This window comes from Streptomonospora sp. PA3, assembly GCF_009728995.1.
GTDB lineage: Bacteria > Actinomycetota > Actinomycetes > Streptosporangiales > Streptosporangiaceae > Streptomonospora.
Map to the genome: position 1 here is coordinate 515,349 of NZ_VTZW01000010.1, position 24,941 is coordinate 540,289.

General features: G+C 74.2%; 21 protein-coding genes. 7 read left to right on the plus strand and 14 right to left on the minus strand.

Annotation, left to right across the window (positions count from 1 at the left end):
- Window positions 1-162 precede the first annotated feature (162 nt).
- From FZ103_RS14445 to FZ103_RS14475, 7 genes are all read right to left on the minus strand, one after another.
- Window positions 163-1,980: a phosphoenolpyruvate carboxykinase (GTP) gene (locus FZ103_RS14445; protein ID WP_186356297.1), complete on the minus strand. Its 1,818-nt coding sequence runs from the start codon at window positions 1,978-1,980 to the stop codon at window positions 163-165.
- 481 nt (window positions 1,981-2,461) lie between these two features.
- Window positions 2,462-2,995: a hypothetical protein gene (locus FZ103_RS14450; RefSeq protein ID WP_156001649.1), complete on the minus strand. Its 534-nt coding sequence runs from the start codon at window positions 2,993-2,995 to the stop codon at window positions 2,462-2,464.
- A gap of 406 nt (window positions 2,996-3,401) precedes the next feature.
- On the minus strand, window positions 3,402-4,637 hold the full coding sequence (locus FZ103_RS14455; protein ID WP_156001650.1) for an acyl-CoA dehydrogenase family protein: 1,236 nt from the start codon (window positions 4,635-4,637) through the stop codon (window positions 3,402-3,404).
- Window positions 4,638-4,648: 11 nt separating this feature from the next.
- The gene (locus FZ103_RS14460; RefSeq protein ID WP_156001651.1) at window positions 4,649-5,455 is read right to left on the minus strand and encodes an SDR family oxidoreductase; all 807 of its coding nucleotides are present in this window, start codon (window positions 5,453-5,455) and stop codon (window positions 4,649-4,651) included.
- 123 nt (window positions 5,456-5,578) lie between these two features.
- Window positions 5,579-6,562 carry an NADPH:quinone oxidoreductase family protein gene (locus FZ103_RS14465; RefSeq protein WP_186356298.1) on the minus strand — a complete coding sequence of 328 codons (984 nt, stop codon included), beginning with the start codon at window positions 6,560-6,562 and terminating at the stop codon, window positions 5,579-5,581.
- 178 nt (window positions 6,563-6,740) lie between these two features.
- The gene (locus FZ103_RS14470; protein ID WP_156001653.1) at window positions 6,741-7,649 is read right to left on the minus strand and encodes a universal stress protein; all 909 of its coding nucleotides are present in this window, start codon (window positions 7,647-7,649) and stop codon (window positions 6,741-6,743) included.
- A 259-nt stretch (window positions 7,650-7,908) separates the two neighbouring features.
- Window positions 7,909-9,564 (minus strand): methyltransferase domain-containing protein, encoded by a 1,656-nt coding sequence (locus FZ103_RS14475; RefSeq protein ID WP_186356299.1) that lies wholly within the window; start codon window positions 9,562-9,564, stop codon window positions 7,909-7,911.
- Window positions 9,565-9,979: 415 nt separating this feature from the next.
- Here FZ103_RS14475 and FZ103_RS14480 point away from each other — a divergent pair, with 415 nt between their 5' ends.
- Together FZ103_RS14480 and FZ103_RS14485 are read left to right on the plus strand one after the other, a co-directional pair.
- Window positions 9,980-11,293: an aminotransferase class I/II-fold pyridoxal phosphate-dependent enzyme gene (locus FZ103_RS14480; protein ID WP_156001654.1), complete on the plus strand. Its 1,314-nt coding sequence runs from the start codon at window positions 9,980-9,982 to the stop codon at window positions 11,291-11,293.
- Window positions 11,294-11,380: 87 nt separating this feature from the next.
- Window positions 11,381-12,016 (plus strand): DUF6069 family protein, encoded by a 636-nt coding sequence (locus tag FZ103_RS14485; RefSeq protein WP_222936760.1) that lies wholly within the window; start codon window positions 11,381-11,383, stop codon window positions 12,014-12,016.
- 119 nt (window positions 12,017-12,135) lie between these two features.
- On the opposite strand, the gene paaC is transcribed toward FZ103_RS14485, so the two are convergent.
- Window positions 12,136-12,948 carry a 1,2-phenylacetyl-CoA epoxidase subunit PaaC gene (gene paaC / locus FZ103_RS14490; RefSeq protein WP_156001655.1) on the minus strand — a complete coding sequence of 271 codons (813 nt, stop codon included), beginning with the start codon at window positions 12,946-12,948 and terminating at the stop codon, window positions 12,136-12,138.
- 682 nt (window positions 12,949-13,630) lie between these two features.
- Here paaC and FZ103_RS14495 point away from each other — a divergent pair.
- On the plus strand, window positions 13,631-13,996 hold the full coding sequence (locus FZ103_RS14495) for an STAS domain-containing protein (RefSeq protein WP_156001656.1): 366 nt from the start codon (window positions 13,631-13,633) through the stop codon (window positions 13,994-13,996).
- Between the two features lie 94 nt (window positions 13,997-14,090).
- On the opposite strand, the gene FZ103_RS14500 is transcribed toward FZ103_RS14495, so the two are convergent.
- The 4 genes from FZ103_RS14500 to FZ103_RS25885 form a co-directional block, all read right to left on the minus strand.
- A complete protein-coding gene (locus FZ103_RS14500; RefSeq protein WP_156001657.1) occupies window positions 14,091-14,801 on the minus strand; it encodes a M50 family metallopeptidase in 711 nt (236 codons plus the stop codon).
- A 124-nt stretch (window positions 14,802-14,925) separates the two neighbouring features.
- Window positions 14,926-15,900 carry a DUF4097 family beta strand repeat-containing protein gene (locus FZ103_RS14505; protein WP_156001658.1) on the minus strand — a complete coding sequence of 325 codons (975 nt, stop codon included), beginning with the start codon at window positions 15,898-15,900 and terminating at the stop codon, window positions 14,926-14,928.
- 67 nt (window positions 15,901-15,967) lie between these two features.
- On the minus strand, window positions 15,968-16,636 hold the full coding sequence (locus tag FZ103_RS14510) for a response regulator transcription factor (protein WP_186356300.1): 669 nt from the start codon (window positions 16,634-16,636) through the stop codon (window positions 15,968-15,970).
- Between the two features lie 3 nt (window positions 16,637-16,639).
- The gene (locus tag FZ103_RS25885) at window positions 16,640-18,010 is read right to left on the minus strand and encodes a histidine kinase (protein ID WP_343233533.1); all 1,371 of its coding nucleotides are present in this window, start codon (window positions 18,008-18,010) and stop codon (window positions 16,640-16,642) included.
- Between the two features lie 234 nt (window positions 18,011-18,244).
- Here FZ103_RS25885 and FZ103_RS14520 point away from each other — a divergent pair, with 234 nt between their 5' ends.
- From FZ103_RS14520 to FZ103_RS14535, 4 genes are read left to right on the plus strand one after another with little or no spacing between them, the layout of a single operon-like run.
- Window positions 18,245-18,655, plus strand: a complete 411-nt coding sequence (locus tag FZ103_RS14520) for a helix-turn-helix transcriptional regulator (RefSeq protein ID WP_186356301.1) — start codon at window positions 18,245-18,247, stop codon at window positions 18,653-18,655.
- A complete protein-coding gene (gene modA, locus FZ103_RS14525) occupies window positions 18,648-19,442 on the plus strand; it encodes a molybdate ABC transporter substrate-binding protein (RefSeq protein ID WP_156001661.1) in 795 nt (264 codons plus the stop codon). Before FZ103_RS14520 ends, modA begins: the two co-directional genes overlap by 8 nt.
- The gene (locus tag FZ103_RS14530) at window positions 19,417-20,250 is read left to right on the plus strand and encodes an ABC transporter permease (RefSeq protein WP_156001662.1); all 834 of its coding nucleotides are present in this window, start codon (window positions 19,417-19,419) and stop codon (window positions 20,248-20,250) included. Before modA ends, FZ103_RS14530 begins: the two co-directional genes overlap by 26 nt.
- On the plus strand, window positions 20,247-21,347 hold the full coding sequence (locus FZ103_RS14535) for an ABC transporter ATP-binding protein (RefSeq protein WP_156001663.1): 1,101 nt from the start codon (window positions 20,247-20,249) through the stop codon (window positions 21,345-21,347). Before FZ103_RS14530 ends, FZ103_RS14535 begins: the two co-directional genes overlap by 4 nt.
- Window positions 21,348-21,378: 31 nt before the next feature.
- Here FZ103_RS14535 and FZ103_RS14540 read toward each other — a convergent pair whose 3' ends face one another.
- Window positions 21,379-23,547 (minus strand): PrsW family glutamic-type intramembrane protease, encoded by a 2,169-nt coding sequence (locus FZ103_RS14540; RefSeq protein ID WP_156001664.1) that lies wholly within the window; start codon window positions 23,545-23,547, stop codon window positions 21,379-21,381.
- Window positions 23,548-23,718: 171 nt separating this feature from the next.
- Window positions 23,719-24,786 carry an endonuclease/exonuclease/phosphatase family protein gene (locus FZ103_RS14545; RefSeq protein WP_222936761.1) on the minus strand — a complete coding sequence of 356 codons (1,068 nt, stop codon included), beginning with the start codon at window positions 24,784-24,786 and terminating at the stop codon, window positions 23,719-23,721.
- Between the last annotated feature and the right edge of the window lie 155 nt (window positions 24,787-24,941).

Below are 24,941 nucleotides of genomic sequence, written 5' to 3' on the forward strand. Positions count from 1 at the left end.
CTGCGGCGGATCCGGGCGGCCGGGCCGTCCCGGCGCGGCACGGCCCCACCCCTGGTGCGCACCGCCGGGGGCGGTGCGGCGCTTGGGGCCCTGCCGGCTGCGGGGGCCGGGCAGCCCCGTCCCGGTCGGCCGACTCGGGACGGGGAGAGCCCGGCCGCGCTCTCATCGGTCCAGCCGCTTGACCAGTGCGTTGTACTCGTCCCACAGCTCCTCGGGGAGCTGGTCGCCGAAGGTCTTGAAGAACTCCGGGATCAGCGAGGCCTCCTCGCGCCAGGTGTCCGGGTCGACCGACAGCAGGAAGTCCAGCTCCTCCCGCGAGAGGTCGAGCCCGCTGGTGTCCAGCGACTCGGGTGTGGGCACGTTGCCGATCGGCGTGCGCCGCGCCTCGGCCGCGCCCTGGAGGCGCTCGAGGATCCACTTGAGCACCCGGCTGTTCTCTCCGAAGCCCGGCCAGACGATCCGCCCGTCGTCGTCCTTGCGGAACCAGTTGACGTAGAAGATCCGCGGCAGCTTCTCGGGGTCGGTCTGACGCCCGACCTCCAGCCAGTGGCCGAAGTAGTCGCCCATGTTGTAGCCGCAGAACGGGAGCATCGCGAAGGGGTCGCGGCGCAGCTCGCCGACCGTGCCCTCGGCCGCCGCCGTCTTCTCCGAGGCGACGTTCGCGCCCAGGAACACGCCGTGCTGCCAGTCGAAGGACTCGTTGACCAGCGGCACAGCGGTGGCGCGGCGGCCGCCGAAGAGGATGGCCGAGATCGGCACGCCCGCGGGGTCCTCCCACTCCGGCGCGATGGTCGGCGCCTGGCCGGCCGGGGTGGTGAAGCGGGCGTTGGGGTGGGCGGCGGGCTCGCCGGACTCCGGGGTCCAGTCGCGGCCCTTCCAGTCGGTCAGGTGCGCCGGGGGCTCCTCGGTGAGCCCCTCCCACCACACGTCGCCGTCGTCGGTCAGCGCGACGTTGGTGAAGATGCTGTTGCCCCACAGCGCCTTGATGGCATTGAGGTTGGTGGACTCGCCGGTGCCGGGCGCGACGCCGAAGAACCCGGCCTCGGGGTTGATGGCGCGCAGTCGGCCCTCGTCGTCGAAGCGCATCCAGGCGATGTCGTCGCCGACCGTCTCGACCTTCCAGCCGGGGATGGTCGGCATCAGCATCGCGAGGTTGGTCTTGCCGCACGCGCTGGGGAAGGCCGCGGCGATGTAGCGGGGCTCGCCCTGGGGCGGGGTGACCTTGAGGATGAGCATGTGCTCGGCCAGCCAGCCCTCGTCGCGCGCCATCACCGAGGCGATGCGCAGCGCGTAGCACTTCTTGCCCAGCAGGGCGTTGCCGCCGTAGCCGGAGCCGAAGGACCAGATCTCGCGGGTCTCCGGGAAGTGCGAGATGTACTTGGTGCTGTTGCACGGCCAGGGCACGTCCTGCTGGCCGGGCTCCAACGGGGCGCCGACGGAGTGGACGGCCTTGACGAACGATCCGCGCTCCTCGATGAGGCGCAGGGCCGGCTCGCCCATGCGGGCCATGATGCGCATGGAGACGACGACGTAGGGCGAGTCGGTGATCTCCACGCCCAGTTGGGAGATGTTGCCGCCCAGCGGGCCCATGCAGAACGGGACGACGTACATGGTGCGGCCGCGCATACAGCCGTCGAAGATGTCGGCGAAGGTCGCCCGCATCTCCGCGGGGTCGACCCAGTTGTTGGTGGGACCGGCGTCCTGCTCGCGCTCGGAGCAGATGAAGGTGCGGTCCTCGACCCGCGCGACGTCGCTGGGATCCGACCGGCAGTAGAAGCTGTTCGGCCGGAGCTCGGGGTTCAGGCGGACGAACGTGCCCTGCTCGACCAATAGACCGGTGAGTCGCTCCCACTCGGCCTCCGAGCCGTCGCACCACACGACCTGGTCGGGCCGGGTCAGGTCCGCTACCTCGCGAACCCAGTCGGTCAGTTCCTTGTGGTCCGTGGGGGCCACATTCGGGCCAGTCACTTGTTGCGACACAGCGGCTCCTTCGTCAACGTCAGGTCCGCATCATCGTCGACGCCCCCGCGATCAGGCCAGTTGGCCTAGACAGCAGGTTTAGACCAATGGTTTATTTTCTCGCGGCAGCCCCGCCCTACCTGGAATCCCGTATCGGCGAGCGGCGGCCGCGGCGCCCGGACCACTCCCGTGCGCGCCGCCGCGAACCCGCGGAAGGGCGTGCCGCGGCCGGTGGGGGCTCGGCACCGCCGCCGGCGGGAGCGATCCGCCCGCGCGCCTACCCCGAAGCGGACGGATATCGCCTGGACACAGCCGATTTCTTCGACGATCCGCAGCGCATCCGGGGGCCGCGGCGACCGCCGCATCCAGGCGCCGGAAAGCGGTTGCCCCAGGGGCGGTCCCGGCCGCCGCACCCCAGGCGCGAAACCGGATCGCCGCGCGCCATGATTCGTGTCACATCAGTGGCGTACCGGGGGCCGCCCCTGCCGGGCCGCCCCGCGGCCTACTCCTCGTGCAGGCCGCCGGTGCCCTCGTCGGTGCCGTAAGGCAAGGCGTCGGCGCGGCCGCCCCCCGGTCTCACGGCGAACCAGGTGCCGTTGGCCCCTTGGCCGTGGACGTCTCCCGGATCGACGTCGCCGGAGAACCGGTACAGCGGCCAGCCGGCCAGGGTGAGCTGGGTGCCGCCGTCGGCGCGCTTGAGCCGGCCGACCAGGCTCTTGTCGACGCCGTCCGTGGAGATCCGGCCCTTCGCCGGCGCGGGCGGCCACTGCTCGGCGCACTCGCCGATGCACGCCGACTCCGAAGGCCGCGCGCTGTCCCGGGTGTAGCTGTAGAGCGTGTAGCCGTCGGAGTCGGTCACCACGGCGCCGACCAGGGTGCCGTCGTCCACGCTGAGCGTGGCCGAGGCCCCCTCCTCACCGGGGAGGTCGGCCGTGCCGCCGAAGCGGCCGACGAAGTCGACGCCGCACCCGGTGGACGCCAGCAGAGCGGCGGCGCCTCCCGCCACGTACAGCCTCATCGAGCTGGGAGCCCCCACGCCTGTCAACCCCTTCCCTCGTCCCGCCCGGGCGCGGCCCGGGGCGGCCGCTCCGCGGGAGCGCCCGCTGCCGGACGCCGGGGCGGGCGGACCCCGCACAACCGAACGTAGCGGTCCGAGCGCTCTGCGGATGCGCCTTCCCGCGAAGTATCCACCGGAGGCGGCGGGGACCGCGCTCAGGCACGCCGATCCTCTGTTTCCCGCGGGTCTACGGGGTGCTTCGACGCGCCGTCTTCCCTCCTCGCTCAGTCGCTCGTTCCTCGCTCCCGCGCTCGTCGGTCCAGACGGCGCCGCACCCCTCCGACCCGCTCAGGGCCTCGCTCCGCGGGCTCGTCGGTCCAGACCGCACCGCGCCCCTCCGGCCCGCTCACACAGCACCACCGGCGGCGGACGCCGGGGTGGCGCGCTAGGAGGCCGACGCTCCGCTTTCCCGCAGGTAGGGGCGCAGTTCACGGCGGGCGATGGAGCGCAGGTGCACCTCGTCGGGACCGTCGGCGAGCCGCAGCGTGCGGTTGGCCGCCCACAGCTGCGCCAGCGGGAAGTCGTCGGAGACTCCCGCCCCGCCGTGCACCTGGATCGCGTCGTCGAGCACCTGCTGGGTCATCCGCGGCACCTCGGCCTTGATCGCCGAGATCTCCGTGCGCGCGCCCTTGTTGCCGACCGTGTCCATCAGCCAGGCGGTCTTGAGGACCAGCAGCCGGGCCTGCTCGATGCGCACCCGCGCCCGCGCGATCGTCTCGCGCACGACGCCCTGCTCGGCCAGCGGCCGGCCGAAGGCGACGCGGTCGGCGGCGCGGGAGCACATCAGCTCCAGCGCGCGCTCGGCCACGCCGATGGAGCGCATGCAATGGTGGATGCGGCCGGGCCCCAACCGCTCCTGGGCGATGCGGAAGCCCTCCCCCTCGCCGAGCAGGATGTTGCCCTTGGGCACCCGCACGTCGGTGAAGGAGACCTCGGCGTGGCCGCCCTTGGTGCCGTCGGTGTAGCCGAAGACGGGCAGCCCGCGGCCGATCTCCACGCCGGGGGTGTCCCGGGGCACCAGCACCATGCTCTGCCTGCGGTAGGGCTCGGCGCCGGGGTCGGTCACGCCCATGACGATGAGCAGCGCGCAGTCGGGGCTGAGCGCGCCGGAACTCCACCACTTGCGTCCGTTGAGCACGTAGTCGTCGCCGTCGGCGGTGATGGACAGCCGGATGTTGGAGGCGTCGGAGGAGGCCACGTCGGGTTCGGTCATGCAGAACGCGGAGCGGATCTCGGCGTCGAGCAGCGGCTGCAGCCATCGCTTTCGCTGCTCCTCGGTGCCGAACATGGCCAGGATCTCCATGTTCCCGGTGTCGGGCGCGGCGCAGTTGAGGGCGCTGGGCGCAAGTGCGGGCGAGCGGCCCGTCATTTCGGCCAGCGGGGCGTACTGGAGGTTGGTCAGCCCGGCGCCGTAGGCGGAGTCGGGCAGGAAGAGGTTCCACAGGCCGCGCTCGCGCGCCTGGGCCTGCAGCTCCTTGATGACGGGAGGCGCCGACCACGGGTCGCTGCGCTGAGCGGCCTGCTCGGCGTAGACGGGCTCGGCCGGAAGGATCCGCTCGTCCATGAACGCCCGCAGGCGCTCGGCGTAGTCGCGGGTGGTGGCGTCGTGGCCGAAGTCCATGCTCGTCCCTCTCAGTCGGCCCGGCCGGCCGCGCCGGCGCGGATCTTGGCCCAGGCCCGGCGCATGCCGTCGAGCCAGCGGTCGCGGTCGGCGGCGCGGCGCTGCTCGAACCCGGCGGCCTCGGGGTGCGGGAGGACGAGGAACCGGCCGGTGTGCAGGGCGGCCACGACCGATTCGGCGACGTCGTCGGGTTCGATGTAGTCGCCGCCGAGCCGGGTGGCGGACGCGCCGCCGTCGCCGGCCGTCATGGCCGTGTTGACGCCCTGCGGGCACAGGCACGAGACCGAGATTCCCTCGTCGGCGTGGCGGATGGCCAGCCACTCGGCCAGGGCGACGGCGCCGTGCTTGGTGGCCGAGTACGGCGCGGAGTCCAGCTGGGTGAGCAGTCCGGCCGCCGACGCGGTTACGAGAAGGTGGCCGCTGCCGCGTCGGGCCATGCGCGGGAACAGGGCGCGCGCGACGTAGACGTGCGCCATGACGTGCACCCGCCAGGAGAGGTCCCAGTCGGCGTCGTCGCCCAGCCCCCGCCCGGCCGCGACGCCGGCGTTGGAGCACCACAGGTCGATGGGCCCGTGGTCGCGCTCGATGCGGGCGACGGCGTCGGCGACGGCGTTCTCGTCGGCGACGTCGAAGGCCATGGCGTGGGCGCGTTCGCCCAGCGCCTCGGCCGCCGCCGCGATGCGGTCGGCGTCGCGGTCGGTGACCACGACCCGCGCCGCGCCCTCGCGCAGCAGCCGCCGGGCGAGGGCCAGCCCGATGCCGCCGGCGGCGCCGGTGACGACCGCCGTCGTCCCCGGGATGGAGAAGGGTTCGGGCATGCGGGGCTCCTTCGCTGGGAGGTCGGGGGTGAGGGGCGCGTGGCCGGATCCGCTGCAGGGCGGCGGCCCGCCGGGCACCGGGATCCGCGCCCGGCGGAGCGGGGGCCGCGGGCTCCGCGGGGTTCAGGGGGTGAAGACCAGGCGGCCGACCGTCTCTCCGCCGGCGAGCCGCTGGACGCCGGCGGGCAGGTCCGCGGCGCTGAGGCGCTCGCTCACCAGCGGCTTGACGAGCCCCTGGTCGGCGAGCTCGGTGAGGCGCTCGTGGGCCTCGGGGATGGTCTCGGGCGCCCGCTGGCGGTAGAGGCCCCAGTGCAGGCCGAGGATGGAGTAGTTCTTGATCAGCGCGTGGTTCAGCCCGGGCGTGGGGATTGTCCCGCCGGCGAAGCCCACGACCACGATGCGGCCCTCGAAGGCGATGCACTTGGTGGAGCGCTCGTAGGCGTCGCCGCCGACCGGGTCGAAGACGACGTCGGCGCCGCGGCCGCCGGTGTACTCCTTGACCGCGCCGACGAAGTCCTCGCTGCGGCGGTCCACCACCACGTCCGCGCCCAGCGCGGCTGCCGTATTCGCCTTTTCCGGCCCGCCGACGACGCCCACGACCCGGGCTCCTGCGGCCTTGGCGAGCTGCACGGCGGCGCTGCCCACGCCTCCGGCGGCGGCGTGCACAAGCACGGTCTCGCCTTCGCGCAGGTGCGCGCGGCGGTGCAGGGCGAACCAGCCGGTCTGGTAGCCGATGAACAGGCAGGCCGCCTCGTCGTCGGTCAGCGACTCCGGTGCGGGGAAGACGGCGTCGGCGCTCATCAGCGCGTAGTCGGCGAAGGCTCCGGCGGGCAGCTCCGCGCTGCCGAGCACGCGGGCGCCGGCCTCGATGGCGGCGACGCCCTCGCCCGCCTCGACGACCTCGCCGCACAGCTCCACACCGGGGGTGAAAGGCAGCGGCGGCTTGACCTGATACATGCCGCGGCACAGCAGCGCGTCGGGGAAGTTCACGGCGGCGCCGCGGACGCGGACGAGCACCTGGCCGGGCCCCGGGCGCGGCTGCTCGACCTCCTCCAGCCGCAGGACGTCCCTGGGTTCACCGGTCTCGTGCACCCGCAGCGCTTTCACTCGCAGCCTCCCGGACATCTGGATACCAACTGGTCGGTTGGTGCGAGTCAATCGCGGTCCGCGCCCGCCCGTCAAGTGCGGGGCCTCCGGGCACCGGCACGCCCGCCGCCGATCGGAGGGGGAGGCCGGACTCGGCGCGACCGCGCCGCGGCGGCTCGGCCGAAGGCGGCCGAACGGCTCAGCGCACCACCGCGACCGGACCGTGCGCGCCGTGCAGTACCGACTGGCTGACCGAGCCCAGCAGCAGGCCGCCGAACCCCCCGCGGCCGCGGGTGCCCACCACGATCAGGTCCGCGGGCGTGGCCTCGTCCAGCAGCGCCACCACCGGGTGGGCGCGCACCGTGCGCAGCTCCACCGCGACGTCGGGATAGGCGGCGCGCATGTCCTCCAGCTCGGCCTCGGCGGTGCGCCGGGCCGTGGCCTCCACGGCCTCGTCGTCGAAGGCCTCGGGGGGCACGGGCCCCATCGCCGACACGAACGCCGCCATGGGCTGCCAGGCGCAGACGGCCACCAGCTCGCTCTCGGTCCACCACGCCTGGGCGAAGGCGAACTCCACGGCGCGCCGGCTGGACTCCGAGCCGTCCACGCCGGCGACGATGCGCCCCTTGGTCTGGCGCGCGGCCTCGTGCTTCTTGGGCAGCACCACCACCGGAACCGGGGAGTGCGCGGCCAGTTCGATGCCCACCGAGCCCACGAACGCCGACGCCAGCCCGCCGAGGCCGCGCGAGCCGACGACCACGGCCGTGGTGTCGGGCTGTTCGGCCTCGTCCAGCAGCGCGTCGGCGGCGCGCGCGGCGGGCATGCGGGTGCGCACCGAGAGCTCGGGGAACAGCCGCTGGATCCAGTCCTTGGCGTAGTCCAGCAGGGCCTGGGCGTCGCGGAGCCGGTCGGAGGTCTCCTGCTCGCCGCCGCGCGGCACGATCTCGCGGAAGGCGCCCGCGGCGTCGGGCGGGCCGACCGCGGTGACGATGGTCAGTCCGCGCCCGCGCAGGGCCGCCTGGTTGGCCGACCACTCCAGCGCGAACCGGCTGGAGTCGGAGCCGTCGACGCCCACGACCACCCAGCGCTTCTCGGACGTGTCGTTCATGTCGCGCTCCTTGTCTACCGGCGCGGTGCCGCCCCGGCCGCCGGCGGGCACGCGATACCGCGACCGCGGCCGGGCACCCGCGGCGCGGCTCTCCGCCGTGGTGATACCCGGCGCCGGCCGCGGGCCAACCGCTCCCGGATGCAGCGGTGCTCGGCTCCCGCCTACCCCGGGCCGCCGCCGCCCACACCGCCGAGACACCAGCGGCCCCGCGGATGGCCGCGGGGCCGCTGGTGAGTCGTCGCCGCAGGGCGAGGCGCCGTCAGGCGCGGTAGTGCAGGATGCCCCAGGCGAGGGATCCGGACCGGCCACCGTTGACCCAGTTGCGCAGCCCGGTCTTCATGTGCTCCAGGTACTCGTCGCTGATCTTGCCCTTCAGCTCCGACTCCCGGCGCTCGGTCTCGGCCAGCACGCGGCCGTAGTGGTTGGGCAGCTGCTCGCTGAGGTCGTCGAACTCGGCCTTGCGCAGGCCCAGCCGAGCGGTCTCGCGGTCGTAGAACCCGGGCGTGCCCATGGTGTCCAGGTGCAGCCGCTTGAGGATCGGCTTGAGCTCCTCGAAGGAGGCGTCGTCGGTTGCCATGGGGTCGGTGAACACGAAGTCGCCGCCGCGGCGCAGGACGCGGGCGGCCTCCTCCATGACGCGCGTGCGGTCCCCGCTGTGCAGGAAGGCGTCCTGGGACCACACGAGGTCGAACCCGTTGTCCTGGACCGGGATGTCCTCGAAGGAGCCGTCGATGACGTCGATGAGGTGGTCCAGGCCCTCTTCGCGGTTCTTCTCGCGGTTGCGCTCGTTCTCGACCTCGCTGAGGTTGAGGCAGGTGACGTGGCAGCCGTAGGTGCGGGCCAGGTACCGGGCCGAGCCGCCGTAGCCGGCGCCGATGTCGATCACCTTGGTGTCGGGGGTGATCCCGACCTTGCCGGCCATCCGCTCGACGGTGCGGACGCTGGCTTCGCCGATGTCGTCCTGGTCGGACTCATACAGGCCGACGTGGATGTCGGTGCCGCCCCAGATCGTGTGGTAGAAGGTGTCGGCGTCGGTGGAGTTGTAGTACTCGCGCGCCGTCTGCACCGCGGCGGAGTAGGCCTCGGCCAGCTCGTCGTCGGTGTGGTAGGCCTTCTCCGCGATGTGGATGAAGAAGTCCGGCTCGTCGGCCTGGTAGGTCTCCTGGAAGTCGCCGTAGGTGTCGATCCGCTGGAAGCCCACCTCGCGCATGAGCCGCCGCACGTAGTCCTTGCGCAGCGGGAACATGTTCAGGTGGTACTCCGACGAGTCGGGGAACCGGTAGCAGAAGCGGGCCAGGCCCTCGTCGACGTGCTCGGGCTCGGCCGAGACCTCGTCGCCGCAGTAGTAGTAGGTGTGGCTGTTGCCGTACTTGCCGTCGAGCAGTGCGTCGTAGTTGCGCTGGTCCAGGATGAGCACACCGTCGTGCTTGAGCATCGCGTAGAACTCGGCAAGCGCCTTGCGGCGGTCGCGCTCGGAGAACAGATGGGTGAACGAGTTGCCCAGGCAGATGATCGCGTCATAGGTCCCGTGCACGTCGCGGTTCAGGTACCGCCAGTCCGCCTGGACGATCCGCAGGATGTGCCCGCCGTAGGTCTGCCCGTTGGCGAAGGCCTGGGCCAGCATCTCCGCGCTGCCGTCGGCGCTGACGGTCTCGAACCCCTCCTCGAGGAGCCGGACGGAGTGGAACCCGGTGCCGGTGGCCACATCGAGCACCTTCTGGACTCCGCGGGCCTTGAGCTGCTCGATGAAGAAGTTGCCCTCGCTGGCCCAGCGCTTCTTCCAGTCGATCAGCTCGTCCCACTTGTCGACGAACCCCGTCACGTACTCGTCTTTGTAGTGATCGGTGTCGCGAACGGCCAGCGGGTCGTCACCAAACTGCTGCTGATCCTGTCCTTTAATTGTTCGACTCCTCACACTCGAAAAACCCTCTCACCAGACACACACGACGCCGAGGGTCAAACTTCGCGCATATACATTGAAAGCCATGACCCCCACCATAGTTCAAGTGGCGAGAGTCATTTTCAGGGCATAACCCCAGGTCATAGCGGAAAAATTCACCCCGGGTCATCATGGTGACACAGTGGCTGCACCCCCGATTCACCCTCCCGACGAACCGCATGACGCAACGCATTGCGCAAGACGCACCCAGAAATCAAAAAAGCCGCCCGGGAAACAAAGCCGAATTCTCGACAGGCTATAATTCTCTCTCCATCGCCCGGATCGGCGGCGTTTCGGGCTCATCGCAGGGGCGGACGCGGCGCCGCTTCCGCGCGGGCGGCGGGCCTGCGGTGCGCCCCCTCTGCCCGCCTTCCTGCTGGATAATGCGGGCATGGCCATCACCGGACGCGGATCCAACGAGATCGCCGACAGCGTGGAGAGCGCGATCGCCGACGGCCGTCTCGGGGCCGGGGCCGCCCTGCCGCCCATCCGCGACCTGGCCGGCGACCTGGGTGTGAATCCGAACACGGTGGCGGCGGCCTACCGCATGCTGCGCGAGCGCGGCCTGGTCGAGACCGCCGGCCGCCGGGGCACGCGCGTGCGCCCGCACCCCCTCGGCGCCCCGCGCGAGACCGAGGCCGGCACCGTGCCGCCGGGGATCCGCGACGCCGCCACCGGCAACCCCGATCCCCGGCTGCTGCCCGACCTCGCCCCCGCCCTGGCCGCCGCGGCCCGGCGCCGCCCGGGGCACCACGCCCTCTACGGCGATCCGCCGCTGCTCCCCCGGACCGCCGAGATCGCCCGCGAGATCTTCGCCGCCGACGGCGTACCCGCCGATCAGCTGGCGGCCACGTCCGGCGCTCTGGACGGCATCGACAGGGTGCTGCGGTCCTCGCTGCGGCCCGGCGACGCCGTGGTGGTGGAGGACCCCGGGTGGTCCAGCACACTGCGGCTGCTGACCGCGCTGGGCATGCGCCCGGCGCCCGTCGGGGTGGACGACGAGGGGATGCTGCCCGATGCGCTGCGTGCGGCCCTGCGCGGCGGCGCCCGCGCGCTGGTCGTCACCGACCGCGCGCAGAACCCCATCGGGGCGGCGCTGAGCCCGCAGCGGGAGACCGCGCTGCGGGCGGTCCTGGCCGACCACCCCGACGTGCTCACCGTCGACGACGACCACGGCTTCGGTTTCGCCGGCGTCCCCTTCCACAGCCTGGCCGGCGCGACCCGGCGGTGGGCGCTGGTGCGCTCGGTCGCCAAGGCCTACGGGCCCGACCTGCGCCTGGCCCTGCTCGCCGGCGACGCGGTGACGGCCGAGCGGGTGCGCGCCCTCCAGCAGGCGGGCCCGGGCTGGGTCAGCACGGTGCTGCAGGAGGCCTTCGCCGAACTGTGGCGTTCGCGCGCGGTCGACCCCGAGCGCGTCTCCCGCTCCTACGACGAGCGGCGCGACGCGCTCGTCTCCCGGCTGGCCGAGCGCGGTGTCGCGGCCCGCGGACGCAGCGGTGTCAACGTGTGGGTCCCGGTCGCCGACGAGGCCGCCGCGGTCACCGCCCTGCACGCGCGCGGCTGGGCGGTGGCGCCCGGACGGCGCTTCCGGGTGAACTCGGCCCCGGGCATCCGGGTCACGGTCTCGGCGGTGGACGCCGCCGAGACCGACCGGCTGGCCGCCGACATCGCGTCGTCGGTGCGCGCCGGCGGACCCCCTGTGTAGTGGAGTGCTCGCGCACCGTGGTTTTCGCCGTTCGCGGCCGGGTATGTGGACATCGACCGTATTCACGCCGTATCGGGGGGAAACGGCATGAGCGAATATGGCAACGAGCGGCGTGTGAACGCCGTCAGGTTATGGACCGGCGGTCTCGCGACCGCCGTCGTAGCAGCCCTGATCATCCTGGTCGGCGCACTGGTGGTGCGCGGAGTGCTGGGCATCGCGATCCTCGCTCCCGAGGACGCCGGCTCCATGGGCGGCGTCGGCACCGCCGCCTACGCCGTCACCGCGGGCCTGGCCGCGCTGGTGGCGGCCGCCCTGCTGCACCTGCTCCTGGTCAGCGCGCCGCGGGCGCGGACCTTCTTCGGCTGGATCGTGGGCCTGGCCGTCGTGGTCGCGGCCGCGAGCCCGTTCACCCAGGCGGCGCCGCTGCCGAGCCAGCTGGCCACCGCCGTCGTCAACGCCGTCACCGGTATCGCGATCGTCTCGCTGCTGAGCAGCGTGGGCGCCACGGCGGTGGGCCGCCGCGGGCGCGCACAGCCGGGCCTCGGCGCGGCCGAGAACGCCGGGCCCGACGGCTCGGGCTACTCCGCCGGCTACCGCGACGCCCTCGGCGAGGCGCCCGCGCGCCGCCCCGCCGGCCGCCGCGCCGGCGCCACGCCCGACGTCTCCGATGTCTCCTACGACCCGTACGACCCCGACGACCCGACGCGCCTGCCCCGCGAGTGAGCATCCCCCCGCCTGCGCCGGGCGGTGAACCGCCCGATCCGAGCCCGGTCCCCGCGGGGGCCGGGCTCTACTGCTGCGCGGGCGTGGCGCCGCCCGCGGCGCCCGGCACCCGCGGCCGCTCAGTGGTAGGCGGTCCCCCGGCGGATGTCGACCAGCGTGCGGTGGAAGGGCTCGGAGTGCACGCCGGCGCGGCCGCACATCTCCATCGAGCCCACCGGCGGCACCGGATCGGGGCGGGCCAGGCGCACGTCGCGCAGCACCCCGTCGACGACCGCCTCCCAGGCGGGGCGCAGCCGTGCGGGATCGACGGCGAACCCGGCTTCCTCGGCGGTCCGCGACACCTCGTCGGAGAGGAACAGCTCACCGATGCACGGCCACACCTCGCGCAGGGCCTCGTCCAGGCGCCGCCGGTCGTCGTCGCCGGCCCCCAGCCGCAGCGTCCAGCGCACGGCGTGGTCGCGGTGGAAGGGCAGTTCGCCCACCGCTGTGCGGGCGATCTCGGCCAGCGCCTCATCGGACGAGTCGGCGAGCGCCGTGTAGAGCTCCAGCGCGTAGACGGAGAACAGCAGCTGGCGCACGACGGTGTGCGCGAGGTCGGTGTTGGGCAGCTCGACCAGCCGCAGGTTGAGGAACTGGTCGGCGTCGCGGCCCAGGACCAGGTCGTCCTCGGTGCGCAGGACGCCGGTGAGCTGCTCCTCCATGCGTCCGGCGCAGCCCAGCAGCGAGCGGGCCAGGCGCAGCAGGCTGCGCGAGATGCGGCCGGCCTGGGCGCCGCCGTCGTGGGCGGAGCCGTGGGAGGCTTCGGGCCACACCCCGCTGTCCTCGGTCTCGGCCAGCCGGTGGCCCGCCACAAGCGCGTCGTCGCCCAGTCGCAGCACATAGGCGGTGGCCGCGGTATCCGCCGCGGCGGCCGCGGCGCCTCTTTCGTTCATCGGTCCCCCACTGTGACGGGTGCGCGGGGCGCGCCGCCGGGCGCCGGCTCCCGCGGCGCCGCGCTCGCGGCGGGCAGCAGGCCGAGCCACCGGGCGGCGCACCACTCCCCTACCCCCGCGGCACGGGTGCGGACACCTGCCGGGGCCGCCGGCGCCGCCGGTGGCGGCCGGGGCGGTCCGCGGGCCGCGGAGGCGCTGTGGCGGAAGTCGCCCCCGGGCCGCGGCCCGGTTCAGCCGAGGGGGGAAACCGCAGGTGGAAGCGTGCGGCACGGAGTTCCGGGACACGCATGGGCGTCACTCACGTCACGAAAAGGCCACAGCCCTGTGGTAGTGTCCCGCACGGATGCTTGGTTCTAAGCATCTTAGGAATGAGGGGGAGCGGCGCTCGCGCAGCGCGAGCCGCCCAGCAGGCCGAGCAGGCCAGAGCCATCTGCCGCCGACCGCCTTCTGCCGATCTCGCGCCCGCGGCACCACGGCATGGCAGGCAGCGTAGATCCACATATGCCTGACACATCGGTTGTCAGCATGGGGGTAACCGACCTTGAACAACCAGCCTCGCCTATGCGGCGCGCCGCCCAACGTGCGCACCGGCACTTTCGGCAAGAACCCCCGCCCTGGAGGTGACGGAAGCGCCGCACCGGTACCCGGGGCGACGGCATCGGCGCAACACCTCGGAGCGAACATGGCCGCGCTGAAGATCACCCGCCGCGAGCACGACGACGGCCTCGTCCTCGTGCTCGCCGGCGAAATCGACATGGTCACCGAGGACCAGTTCCACCGCGCCGCGCGCGAGGCCGTCGATGCGCGCCCCGAGGGCCGCCTGGTGCTGGACCTCGGCCGACTGGAGTTCATCGACTCCAGCGGGCTGCGGGTGCTGATCCAGGCCCACAAGGCCGCCAAGGCCGCGGGCGGCAGCCTGGCCATCGCGGCGGCCTCCGAGCGGATCGCCCGCATCCTGCGCGTCACGGCGATCGACACCCGCATCCCCGTCTTCCCCACGGTCGAAGACGCGCTCGCCGCCCCTCAGGAGAGCTCCAGCCCGAGCTAGCCCGGCCCGGCCGCGCGAGCAGCAGACAGGCGCCCACGTCGCACGTGCGGCGCCTGCGTCGTCTCCGCGCCCGCGCGAGCCGCGCGGACGGCGGTCAGAACATGAGCAGCCAGATTCCGGCAGCGGTCACCGCGATGTTGACCAGTCCGAAGAACAGCACCCACACGGTCCCCGGAAGCCCCGTCAGCCGGTGCAGCTGGTCGGCGTCGGACTCCGGTGAAGGCTGGCGGCTGCGCTGGGCCTGCAGTTCGAACACCGGCCGGATCCCCGCCAGCAGCAGGAACCAGGTGAAGAAGTAGGCGAAGGCCGCCTGCACCTCGGCCGGTGTGTACCAGGAGATCAGGAAGACCACCGCTCCCGTGCCCACCACCGAGACCACGCCGTAGACGTTGCGGATCAGCAGCAGCATGGCCGCCAGCACCAGGACGCTCATCCACAGCAGCGCGGTGATGCGGTTGCCCACCAGCAGCAGGATGGCCAGCAGGCCGACGATCGACGGGGTGATGTAGCCGGCGGCGACGGTGAGGATCATGCCCGGCCCGCGCGGCTTTCCGCGGGAGACGGTGACCCCCGAGGTGTCGGAGTGCAGCCGGATGCCGGTGAGCTGGCGGCCGCTGAGCAGCGCCACGACGGCGTGCCCGCCCTCGTGGGCGATGGTGACCACGTTGCGCGCGATCCGCCACGGCCCGCGCAGCACGACCACGAGCAGCGCCGCGACCCCGGCCGCGATGATCAGCCAGGTCGGCGGCGGAGTCTGCACGGAGAACGCCTCCTGCCACACGTCTCCGAACGTCGTCGGTTCCATCGGCCAGCTCTCCCATCGATCGCCGCTCAGGCGCAAACTTTAGGGCATGGCGCGGGGGCGCCCGTCCCGCTGGAGCGGACGCCCCCTTGTGCGCCCGGTCGGCGCCGGCCGCCGGACCCGGCTGTCAGTCCTCGGCCTCGACCTCCACCGATCCGGTCGTGGTGGTGACGGCGATCCGCGGTCCGGCGCCGGCCGAGGTGTCGACGGCGACGTGGCGCTCGCCCGTGGCGGACTCGCCGCTGAGCCGGTAGGAGCCCGGCGGGACCTCCAGGTCCACCTCGCCCGTGGTGGTCTCCACGTCGAGCTTGCGGAACGTCTCCAGCGCCTGGACGCCGACCTCGCCGGTGGTGGTCTCGATCTCGGCGGTGGAGAACGCGGCCTCCAGTCCGACGCTCCCGGTGGTGGTCTCGATGTCGAACCGGTCCGCCGCGAACTCCTCGAAGTCGATCTCGCCGGTGGTGGTCTCGGCGGTGACGCGTCCGCCGCTGCCTTCGGCGCTGATGGAGCCGGTGTTGGACTCCAGGTCCAGATCGCCCTCGACCCCGTTCAGGGTGATCTCCCCGGTCGTGGTGGCGGCGCGGACGTCGCCGCGCAGGTCCTGGCCCTCGATGGAACCGGAGGCCGCCTCGACCTCGACGGCTCCGCTGATCTCCGAAAGCTCCACGTCGCCCGAGGCGGTCTCGATCGTCACGGCCGTACCGTCCGGTACGCCGATCGCGTAGTCCACCGCGCAGTCGCCGAAGAACCACGCGCCGCCGCACTCGGACTCGGCGGTGACCGTGTCCCCGTCCATGGCGACCCGCTCGCGGGGGTCGGCCAGCGGCGTGCCCCGCAGTGTGCGTTCGACGACGACGCTGTCGCCTTCGGCCCGGTAGACGCTGATGTCGCCGCTGGATCCGCTGTGCACCTCCACGGCTTCGGCGCCGTCGAACTGGTCGCTGCGGGTGTCGCCGCCCAGCTGGACGCTGCCGAAGGCGGCCAGAGTGCCGCCGAGCAGCACGACCAGCGCCACGACGGCCCCGATGAGCAGCCAGCCCGAGCGCCGCCCGCGCGGCACCTTGCTGGATGTGGCATAGAGCCCGCGTCCGGTGAATGTCATGTGCTCTTCCCTCTGAGGGCCGCCTGGGCCGCCCTCGATCGCTGGTGTGGTGCGGGACGCCGCGGCCTCACTGAGCGGCTCCGCGGTGCTCGCTGCCGCGCAGGTACTCCAGCACCGCGCGCACCCGCCGGTGGTCGTGGTCGTCCTGGCCGAGGTCGAGCTTGGTGAAGATGGCGCGGATGTGCTTCTCCACGGCGCGCTCGGTGATGAACAGCTTGGCTGCGATCCCCGCGTTGTTCAGCCCTTCGGCCATGGCGCCGAGCACTTCGCTCTCGCGAGGGCTGAGCCGTTCGATCGCGCTGTCGTCGCGGCGGCTGAGCAGCTGCGACACCACCTCGGGGTCGATGGCCGTGCCGCCGTCGGCGACCCGTCGCAGTGTCACCAGGAACTCGTCGATGTCGGCCACGCGGTCCTTGAGCAGGTAGCCGACGCCGCCGGTGCCGCCGCCCAGCAGCTCGGCGGCGTAGCGGCTGACCACGTGCTGGGACAGCAGCAGGACCGCGACCTCGGGCCGGCGGCGGCGGATCTCCACGGCGGCCTGCAGCCCCTCCTCGGCGTAGCCGGGCGGCATGCGGATGTCGACCAGGCACAGGTCCAGGTCGGACCGGGCGTCGACCGCGGCGAGCAGGTCCTCGGCGTCGCCGACGGCCGCCGCCACCTCGACCCCCGCGTCCTCGAGGAGTTTGACCATGCCGCTGCGCAGCAGCACGGAGTCCTCGGCGACGATGATGCGCACGACTCATGCCTCCCAGGGGATCTCGGCGGAGAGGACGGTCCCCTCGCCGGCCGGGCTGTCGATCTCCAGCACGCCGTCGACGGCGTTGACGCGGTCCCACAGGCCGTAGAGCCCGGTTCCCGAGTCGGGGTCGGCGCCACCCTTGCCGTCGTCGGTGACGGTGACGCGCAGCAGGTCGCCGGAGCCGTGGGAGCGGCGCCGGGCGCGCACCTCGACCGTGCTGGCACCGGCGTGCTTGGCGACGTTGTTCAGGGCCTCGCAGACCACGTAGTAGGCGACGCCCTCGGCGCGCGCCGAGGGCCGCTCGGCCAGGTCCACGCGCACCTGGACGGGGACCGGGCAGCGGCCCGCGGCCACCGGCAGCGCCGCTTCCAGGCCGTGGTCGGTGAGGGCGCGGGGATGCAGGCCGCGGGCGACCTCGCGCAGTTCGGCCATCACCGCCTTGGCCTCGCTGCGGGCCTCGTCGATGAGGTCGCGCACCTCGGCGGAGCCGGGTGCGCGGTCGTATCCGGCGCGCGCCCGGCTCAGCGTCATGGTCACCGCCAGCAGCCGCTGCTGGGCGCCGTCGTGCAGGTCGCGCTCGATGCGGCGGCGCTCGGCCTCCGCGGCGTCGACCATGCGCAGCCGGCTGTCCTGCACCTGCGCCAGGCGGCGGCGGACCAGCATCTCCGGCGCGTCGAGCAGCAGTCGGCGGCTCACCTCGACCTCGAACCGCACCAGCAGCGGCACCGCCCACACGCCCAGGACCGCGCCCACCGGGCCCAGGAACACCGCCGCAAGCGGCGCTGCCGCGGCCTCAAGGGTGCCGCTGACCAGCGCGTACCCCAGCCCCACCAGCGAGCCCAGCGCCAGCGCCGTGCCGTAGACGACCAGGCCCAGCGCGATCCCGCCGAAGACAACACCCTGGACTCCGGTCAGCGTGGCGCAGATGACGGCCGTCCAGGCGTCGCGGCCGTAGAGGTAGTCGAGGGCCCGCAGCAGCATCAGGGCGGGGTTGCGAGGGCGGACCTCCGGCGCCTCCTGGGGGCGGGACTCGACGATGCCGAAGACGTCCTCCAGCCGGTTGCGCTGGATGCGGCAGGCCAGGCGGGCGGTCAGGGTCGCGGCGGTGAGCATCGCGGCGGAGAAGGCCGCGAGGACGCCCGGCGACGGCGGTGCGCCCTCCGGCAGGGCGTCGATCAATCCGGTGAACACGCTCAGCACCAGCGCGACGGCCGGCAGGAACACCAGCAGGGCGGGCACCAGGTAGCCCACCGACAGGGCGAAGGAGGTCAGCAGGTGCAGCAGGCCCAGCAGCCTGCCCTGGGGCGACCCCGGGTCGGCGTCGCCGAGCCGGGGCGCGTCCGCCGCGCCGAAGGCAGCGAGTGCGCGCACCGTCGCCCCCTTCCGCCGGCCCCGCCCGAACATCCTCTCGCACTGTCAAAAGTAGGAGGCCGCGGCCGGAATGCGCCATGACGTCACCACACCGCGGCCGGGTAGTGCTAGCCCCACCGCTCCCCCGCGACCCGCTCGTCTCTCGCAAACGAGAGGGAAAACCGGAGGCGACATTTGCGTCCGCGAATGAACAGGGGGTTTCCCTTTGCTTCTGCGAGGTATAGGTTCGGAGCCGTGCCGATGTTCCGGATCAGCGAGGTCGCCGCACTGGCGGGTGTCAGCGGCGACACGGTCCGCCGGTGGGTCGACTCCGGGCGGCTCGCCGCCGCGCGCGACGCCCACGGGCACCGCAGCGTCGACGGCGCCGACCTCGCCGCCTTCCTGCGCGCCGACGTGCCCGAGGACCCCGCGCGCCAGGTCTCCTCGGCGCGCAACCGGTTCCGCGGCCTGGTCACCGCCGTGCACCGCGACGGGGTGATGGCCCAGGTGGAGATCCAGGCCGGGCCGCACCGGGTGGTGTCGCTGATGAGCCGGGAGGCGGCCGACGAACTCGGCCTGGACGTGGGCTCGGTGGCCGCCGCGATCGTGAAGTCGACCAACGTCGTCGTGGAGAACGAGCCGGCGAGGGGGCAGCGCCATGGGTGAGGGACGTTCGGTCGGCCGCACGCGCCGGGCCGCCGCGGGCGCCGCGGCGGGGCTGCTGCTGGCCGCGGCCGCCTGCGCCCCCGTCGAGGAGGGCGCCGCGGGCACGGACCCGGCCCGGCGGGCCCTCACCGTGTTCGCCGCGGCGTCGCTGACCGGGACCTTCGAGGAGCTCGGCGGCCGGTTCGAAGAGCGGCATCCCGGCACCCGAGTGCGGTTCAACTTCGCGGGCAGCTCGCAGCTGGCCGACCACATCGCCGCGGGCGCCCCCGCCGACGTGTTCGCCTCGGCCGACACCCGCACCATGGACCGCGTCGAGGACGAGGGCGGCACCGCGGGGGACGCGGTCGTCTTCGTCCGCAACACCCTGCGGATCGCCGTCCCTGCGGACAATCCCGCCGGCATCGACTCCCTGGCCGATCTGGCGGACCCCGGCGTGAAGGTCGCCCTGTGCGCGGAGGAGGTCCCCTGCGGCGCCGCCGCGGCCCGCGCGCTTGAGGCCGCGGGCGTGGAGGTGACTCCGGTCTCGCGGGAGCGCGACGTCAAGGCGGCGCTGACGAAGACCGAACTGGGCGAGGTCGACGCCGCTCTGGTCTACCGCACCGACATCCGAGCGAGCGGCGAGGTCGCCGGCATCGCCTTCCCCGAGGCCGAGCAGGCGGCCAACGACTACCCGATCGCCGTGCTGAAGGGGGCCGACCGGCCCGGGCTCGCGCGGGAGTGGGTGGCGTTCGTGCGCTCCGAGGACGGCGACGAGGTCTTCGATGGCGCGGGTTTCACCACCGTCTGAGCCGGCCGCGGGCCGGCTGCGCGTGCGCGCGGGGCGGTCCCCGTGGCCGCTGCTGGTGCCCGCGCTGGCCGGGCTGGCGTTTCTGGTCCTGCCCTTCGCGGGGCTGCTGGCCCGCGCCCCCTGGTCCACCCTCGGCACCCGCCTGCTGATGCCCGAGGTGCGCGGCGCGCTGTGGCTGTCGCTGACCACCGCGACCGCGGCCACCGGCGTCGCGGTGCTGCTGGGGGTGCCGCTGGCCTGGCTGCTGGCGCGCACCGAGTTCCCCGGACGGCGCCTGGTGCGCGCGCTGGTGACGGTGCCGCTGGTGATCCCGCCCGTCGTGGGCGGTGTGGCCCTGCTGCTGGCGCTGGGCAGGCGCGGCCTGGTGGGGCGCTACCTGGACGCGTGGTTCGGCCTCACCCTGCCCTTCACCCCGGCCGCGGTGGTGATCGCCCAGGTGTTCGTGGCGATGCCGTTCCTGGTGATCAGCGTCGAGGGAGCGCTGCGCGGCGCCGACCGCCGCTACGAGGAGGCCGCGGCCACGCTGGGCGCCTCCCGCGCGGTCGTCTTCCGGCGCGTCACGCTGCCGATGGTGGGTCCGGGGGTGGTCGCGGGCGCGGTGCTGGCCTGGGCGCGGGCGCTCGGCGAGTTCGGCGCCACCATCACCTTCGCCGGCAACTTCCCCGGGCGGACCCAGACCATGCCGCTGGCGGTCTACCTGGCCATGCAGCAGAGCCCGGAGTCGGCGATCGTGCTCAGCCTGGTGCTGCTGGCCGTGTCCCTGGTGATCCTGGTGGCGCTGCGCGACCGGTGGGTGGGGGCCCTATGACGGTGCGGGCGGGCCGGGACGGCGGCGCGGGCGGCGACGGCGGAGCCGGCCCCGATGCGGGGCTGGACGCGCGCCTGGCGGTGGACCGGGGCGCCTTCCGGCTGGACGCCGGACTGCGGGCGCGCCCCGGCGAGGTCGTCGCGGTGCTGGGCCCCAACGGGTCGGGCAAGTCGACGGCGCTGCGGGCGCTGGCAGGGCTGGAGTCGCTGTCGGCCGGGCGGATCGTGCTGGACGGGTGCGACATCACCGTCGTACCCGCCGAGCGGCGCCCCGTCGGCATGGTCTTCCAGGACTACCTGCTCTTCGGCCACCTCAGCGCGCTGGACAACGTCGCATTCGGCCCCCGGTGCGCGGGTGCCAAGCGCGCGGAGGCGCGCGCGCAGGCCGCCGAACTGCTGGAGCGCATGGGCCTGGCCGAGCACGCGTCGGCCCGTCCGCGCGCGCTGTCGGGCGGCCAGGCCCAGCGGGTCGCGCTGGCGCGGGCGCTGGCGGTGCGCCCGCGCCTGCTGCTGCTCGACGAGCCGCTGGCAGCGCTCGACGTGCACGCCCGCGCGTCGGTGCGTTCGGAGCTGCGCCGCCGCCTGGCCGAACTGGACTGCGCGACGGTGCTGGTCACCCACGACCCGCTGGACGCGATGGTGCTCGCCGACCGCATCACCGTGCTGGAGTCGGGCCGCGTGGTCCAGGAGGGCCCGCCCGGCGAGGTCGCCCAGCATCCCCGGACCGGCTACGTCGCGCGGCTGGTGGGCCTGAACCTGTACCGGGGCACGGCCCGGGGCGCCCGCGTGGCCGTGGGCGGCGCGGCGCAGGCTGAGGTCTTCGTGTCCGAGCAGTGTGCGGGCGAGGTCTTCGTCGCGTTCCCGCCGCGTGCCGTGGCCCTGTACCGGGAGCGGCCCGACGGCACGCCCCGCAACCTGTGGCGGCTGCGCATCGACGGTGTCGAGCGGTTCGGCGACCAGGTACGCGTCCACCTCGACGGGCACTTCCCGCTGCTGGCCGACATCACCCCGGAGGCGCTGGCCGATATGCGCCTGAGTGGCGGCATGCGGGTCTGGGCGGCGGTCAAGGCCACCGAGGTCCGCTGCTACCCGGCGTAGGTCCGGCCCGCGCGCAGTGCCCCGGTCGCCGTCACCGGCTGCGCAGCAGCCGGTCCACGCTGCGCGGGAGGAGCAGGCCGGCCAGGCCCGCGGCGGCATAGGGGACCTGGCCGGGAGCGAACGCGCCCAGCACCCGGCCCGCCATCCGCGAGGGCTCGCGCAGGAAGGCGTCGGCGTCGGGATAGCGGTGCGGCACCGACCACCCGGCGGTGAGCACGCTGACCAGGGCCGCTCCCGCCGCCCACACCCACAGCAGCGACGACGGCGGCAGCGCCGCGTACCAGCCCGCCGCCTGGCGCACGGCCTCGGCGGCGTAGGCCGCGCCGCCCTCGACGGCCGGGCCGCCGCCGAGGACCCCCGCGGTTGCCGCGACCGCGGCGACCGCGGGGGCGCCGGAGAAGACCGCACCGAGGCGCCGCCCGCGCGCACGCAGCTCCTCCCGGGTGGGGAACCGGCGCCAGGGCCGGTCGCCCGCGCGCGCCGCGCCCATGGCGTACGCGCGCCGTTCCCGCAGCAGCCGCCAGGCCGCGCCCAGCACGGCGGGACCGCGCCGCGCGGCCGCGAGCATCACCGCGACCTCGTGCAGCGCGTCGGACAGCGTCAGCGCCAGGCGCAGCGGCGCCTGCGCCCACGCCAGCGCCGCGCGGCGGAACACCGGGGCGATGTCGCCGGGCACCCGCACGCCCAACCGGATGGCCCTGCCGTGGGCGCGCCGGCGCAGCCACGCCAGGGGCGGGTGGCCGGGCAGCGGCGGTGTCACGTTCGCGGCGCACCGGGCGGTGCGGTAGTCCAGCAGCACCGCGCACGCCAGCAGGACCAGCAGCAGCCACCGGTCGGCGGCGCCGCCGCCGGTGAGGCCGTGGAGGAACGCGGTGGCGGGGTGGGGTTCCAGCACCGAGCCGAGCGCCGCCTCGGCGGCGGCGGCGTTGAACATCGTGTGCTGCAGGACCGCCAGCGCGAACGCCGCCGGCGGCAGCAGCCACAGCCACGCTCCCCAGCGCCGGCGGCCGACGACGGCCAGCCCCAGGGCCGCACCGACGAGGCCGGTCAGCACTGCGTGCCCGGAGAAGTGCACGCCCGCTTCCGGGACGACCACCGCACCGGGGAGGAAGGCGGTCGCCTCCGGGACGGGCAGCGCCCCGGGGCCGCCGCCGGCCAGCGCGCGCAGCAGGGTTTCGGCCAGTTGGAATCCTGCGCCCGAAGCGGCCGCAAGCAGCAGGTAGTCCACGGCCGCCAGGCGGCGGAACCGGCGCCGGGCGAGCAGTCCGAGCAGCAGCAGCGGCAGCAGCTTGCCCGCCTCCTCCACCCACACCGCGACGTAGGTGTAGGCGATCCAGGGGTCCGCACCCAGCGCGGCGGTCAGCGCCTCCTCCGCCGCGGCGAGGGGCCAGACCAGCAGTGCGCCCAGCAGCAGGACCCGCACCAGCGCGGCGAAGGCGACGGTGCGGGACCGCGACAGCCACGCCAACTGCGCCACCAGCCACAGCATGCCCGCCGCGACCGGCACGGCGGCGGCGGTGGCCGGGACGAACAGCGGCGCCACCAGCAGCACGGCCAGCATCGCCCACGTCCAGACGCCGCGCAGCGCGCCCGCAGCCGCGGCCGCCCTCGGCGAGTTCTCGCGCAGGGCGTGCGCGCGCACCGCCAGCCGCTCGGCGAGGTCGGGTCCCGGGCCGCGCGGGTTCCGGGCATGCCGGGCCCCGGGTTCCAGGCACCCGTAGGCCTGGGCGGCGCGCAGCAGGTCCGGGTCGCGGCTCTCCTGCGCCTCTTCGGCGAAGGCGGTGCGGGCCGACTCCAGGTCGGCGCCGACCAGGGGGCGCAGGAAGTCCGGCGGACCCGCCGCGACGGTAAGCGTCGTCGAGGTCACGAGCACGGCCGCGGAGAAGTCCTCCACCGCCACCAGCACGTCGGTGGGTTCGTCGCCCCACGAGCGGATGAGGTGCACCACGCTGTGCGCGTCGGCGGCCACCTCGGTCACCGGCTCGTAGGCGAACTCCGCGCGCGTGCGGCACACCAGCAGCCGATCGACGCCCAGCGCCCGCACGGCGGCGACGACGCGGTCGATCAGGCCGGTGTCGCGGGGAGCCGCGAAGGGGACGACGATCTTGGCGTCGGCCGCGAGCCAGCCCTGGTCGAACTCCGTGGCGTTGGCGCACAGCCGCAGCACGAGGTCGCGGGTGATCATGGCCTGCTCGTCCATAAGCCCCCTACGGCGGTGTCCCGGCCGGTGAGAGGCGCCGAGCCGGGGATGTCCCGAGAACTCCGCCTGCGCCGGGGATGCGCGGCGCGGCGAGCGCCTACGCTATCGGAGACCCCTGCCGCGCCGCCGCCTCCGGGGGCGGGCCCGCGCCGCGGGCGCGGGGAGGAGTGCCTACCGGCTGCGGGGCAGCACGAGTTCGGTCAGGACCGCGCGATGGTCGGTGTCGGGGAGGCTGTGCACCGAGGTCCGCCGCACCTGCGCGCGCCGGTCGACCAGGACGTGGTCGATGGTGACGCCCGGCAGCGACCCCTCGGCGGACCAGGTGGGCGCCCAGCCCGCGCCAGTGGCGTCGGCCGCGTCGATGTAGCCGGTCTCCAGCAGCGCGCGGAACTCCGCGTGGTCGAGCGTCGCGTTGAAGTCGCCGGCGAGCACCCGCAGAGCGCCGTCGGGGCGGGCGTCGGGCAGCTGCCGCAGCGAGTCCTGCCACGCGGGGATCGCGGCGGGGCCGCTCGGCGGTATGGCATGCGCCGAGACCACCTCGACCGACGGCGCCCCGGGGACCTCGACGCGCGCCCGGGGCATCGCGAAGTAGTCGTTGCGCGCCGTGCCGCCGACCTTCTCGACGGGATGGGCCGAGTAGACCGCCCCGCCGACGGGGCCGGGCGCGGCCTCGGTGACGTCGTAGGGCAGCGGGCCGCGCAGTCCGGCGCGGGTGAGCGCGTCGTCCGACTGGGGCGTCAGCTCCTGGAGGCTGAGTACGTCGACGCCGTGCTCGTGCACCAGCCGCACCAGCGCCTCGGGGTCGGCGAGGCCGTAGTAGACGTTGGCCGACAGCAGTGTGAGCCGCGGACCGCCCGGGGAGGCCGGCGCCGCGGGTCCGGGCAGCCCGCGCGGCAGCACACACGCCACCAGCGCCACGGCGGCGGCGCTCGCGGCCAGCGCGACCCGGCCGCGGCGCGACAGCAGCGCCAGCACCACGGGGACGAGGGAGGTCGCCGCGACGTAGGGCGTGAACGCGATCAGCGCGACCGCGGGGAATCCGGTCTCCACCCCCGTGACGCGGACGGCGGCCCACACGCCCCACGGCAGCGCGCAGGCGGCGGCCGCGGCGGTCACCCAGCCGCGCCGCCCGCGCGCCGGCGGCGGGTGGGATCCGCGCCGCGCCTGAGCGAACCGCAGCAGCAGTCCCCCGTTCGGCCGCAGCCCCGCAGCGGCTGCGGCGCACATCGATCGAGCCACGGCAGTCCCCGTCCCATGCGTCGGCCCCATCGCCTACGGTTCACGTGTACCACCATTACGTGTGGTGAGGCCAGCGGCCGACTGCGCAGCTCGCGGCGTGGAGACTCGCCGCAGGGGGCGGGGCCGGCTACGGGGGAGGGAAGGCAGCCGTGGCG

Coding starts and splice junctions, on each gene's coding strand:
- FZ103_RS14455 (WP_156001650.1), bottom strand. CDS start 4,637: ATGGACTTCGGCCACGACGCCACCACCCGCGACTACGCCGAGCGCCTG.
- FZ103_RS14460 (WP_156001651.1), bottom strand. CDS start 5,455: ATGCCCGAACCCTTCTCCATCCCGGGGACGACGGCGGTCGTCACCGGC.
- FZ103_RS14470 (WP_156001653.1), bottom strand. CDS start 7,649: ATGAACGACACGTCCGAGAAGCGCTGGGTGGTCGTGGGCGTCGACGGC.
- FZ103_RS14480 (WP_156001654.1), top strand. CDS start 9,980: ATGGCCATCACCGGACGCGGATCCAACGAGATCGCCGACAGCGTGGAG.
- FZ103_RS14485 (WP_222936760.1), top strand. CDS start 11,381: ATGAGCGAATATGGCAACGAGCGGCGTGTGAACGCCGTCAGGTTATGG.
- paaC (WP_156001655.1), bottom strand. CDS start 12,948: ATGAACGAAAGAGGCGCCGCGGCCGCCGCGGCGGATACCGCGGCCACC.
- FZ103_RS14495 (WP_156001656.1), top strand. CDS start 13,631: ATGGCCGCGCTGAAGATCACCCGCCGCGAGCACGACGACGGCCTCGTC.
- FZ103_RS14500 (WP_156001657.1), bottom strand. CDS start 14,801: ATGGAACCGACGACGTTCGGAGACGTGTGGCAGGAGGCGTTCTCCGTG.
- FZ103_RS14505 (WP_156001658.1), bottom strand. CDS start 15,900: ATGACATTCACCGGACGCGGGCTCTATGCCACATCCAGCAAGGTGCCG.
- modA (WP_156001661.1), top strand. CDS start 18,648: ATGGGTGAGGGACGTTCGGTCGGCCGCACGCGCCGGGCCGCCGCGGGC.
- FZ103_RS14530 (WP_156001662.1), top strand. CDS start 19,417: ATGGCGCGGGTTTCACCACCGTCTGAGCCGGCCGCGGGCCGGCTGCGC.
- FZ103_RS14535 (WP_156001663.1), top strand. CDS start 20,247: ATGACGGTGCGGGCGGGCCGGGACGGCGGCGCGGGCGGCGACGGCGGA.
- FZ103_RS14540 (WP_156001664.1), bottom strand. CDS start 23,547: ATGGACGAGCAGGCCATGATCACCCGCGACCTCGTGCTGCGGCTGTGC.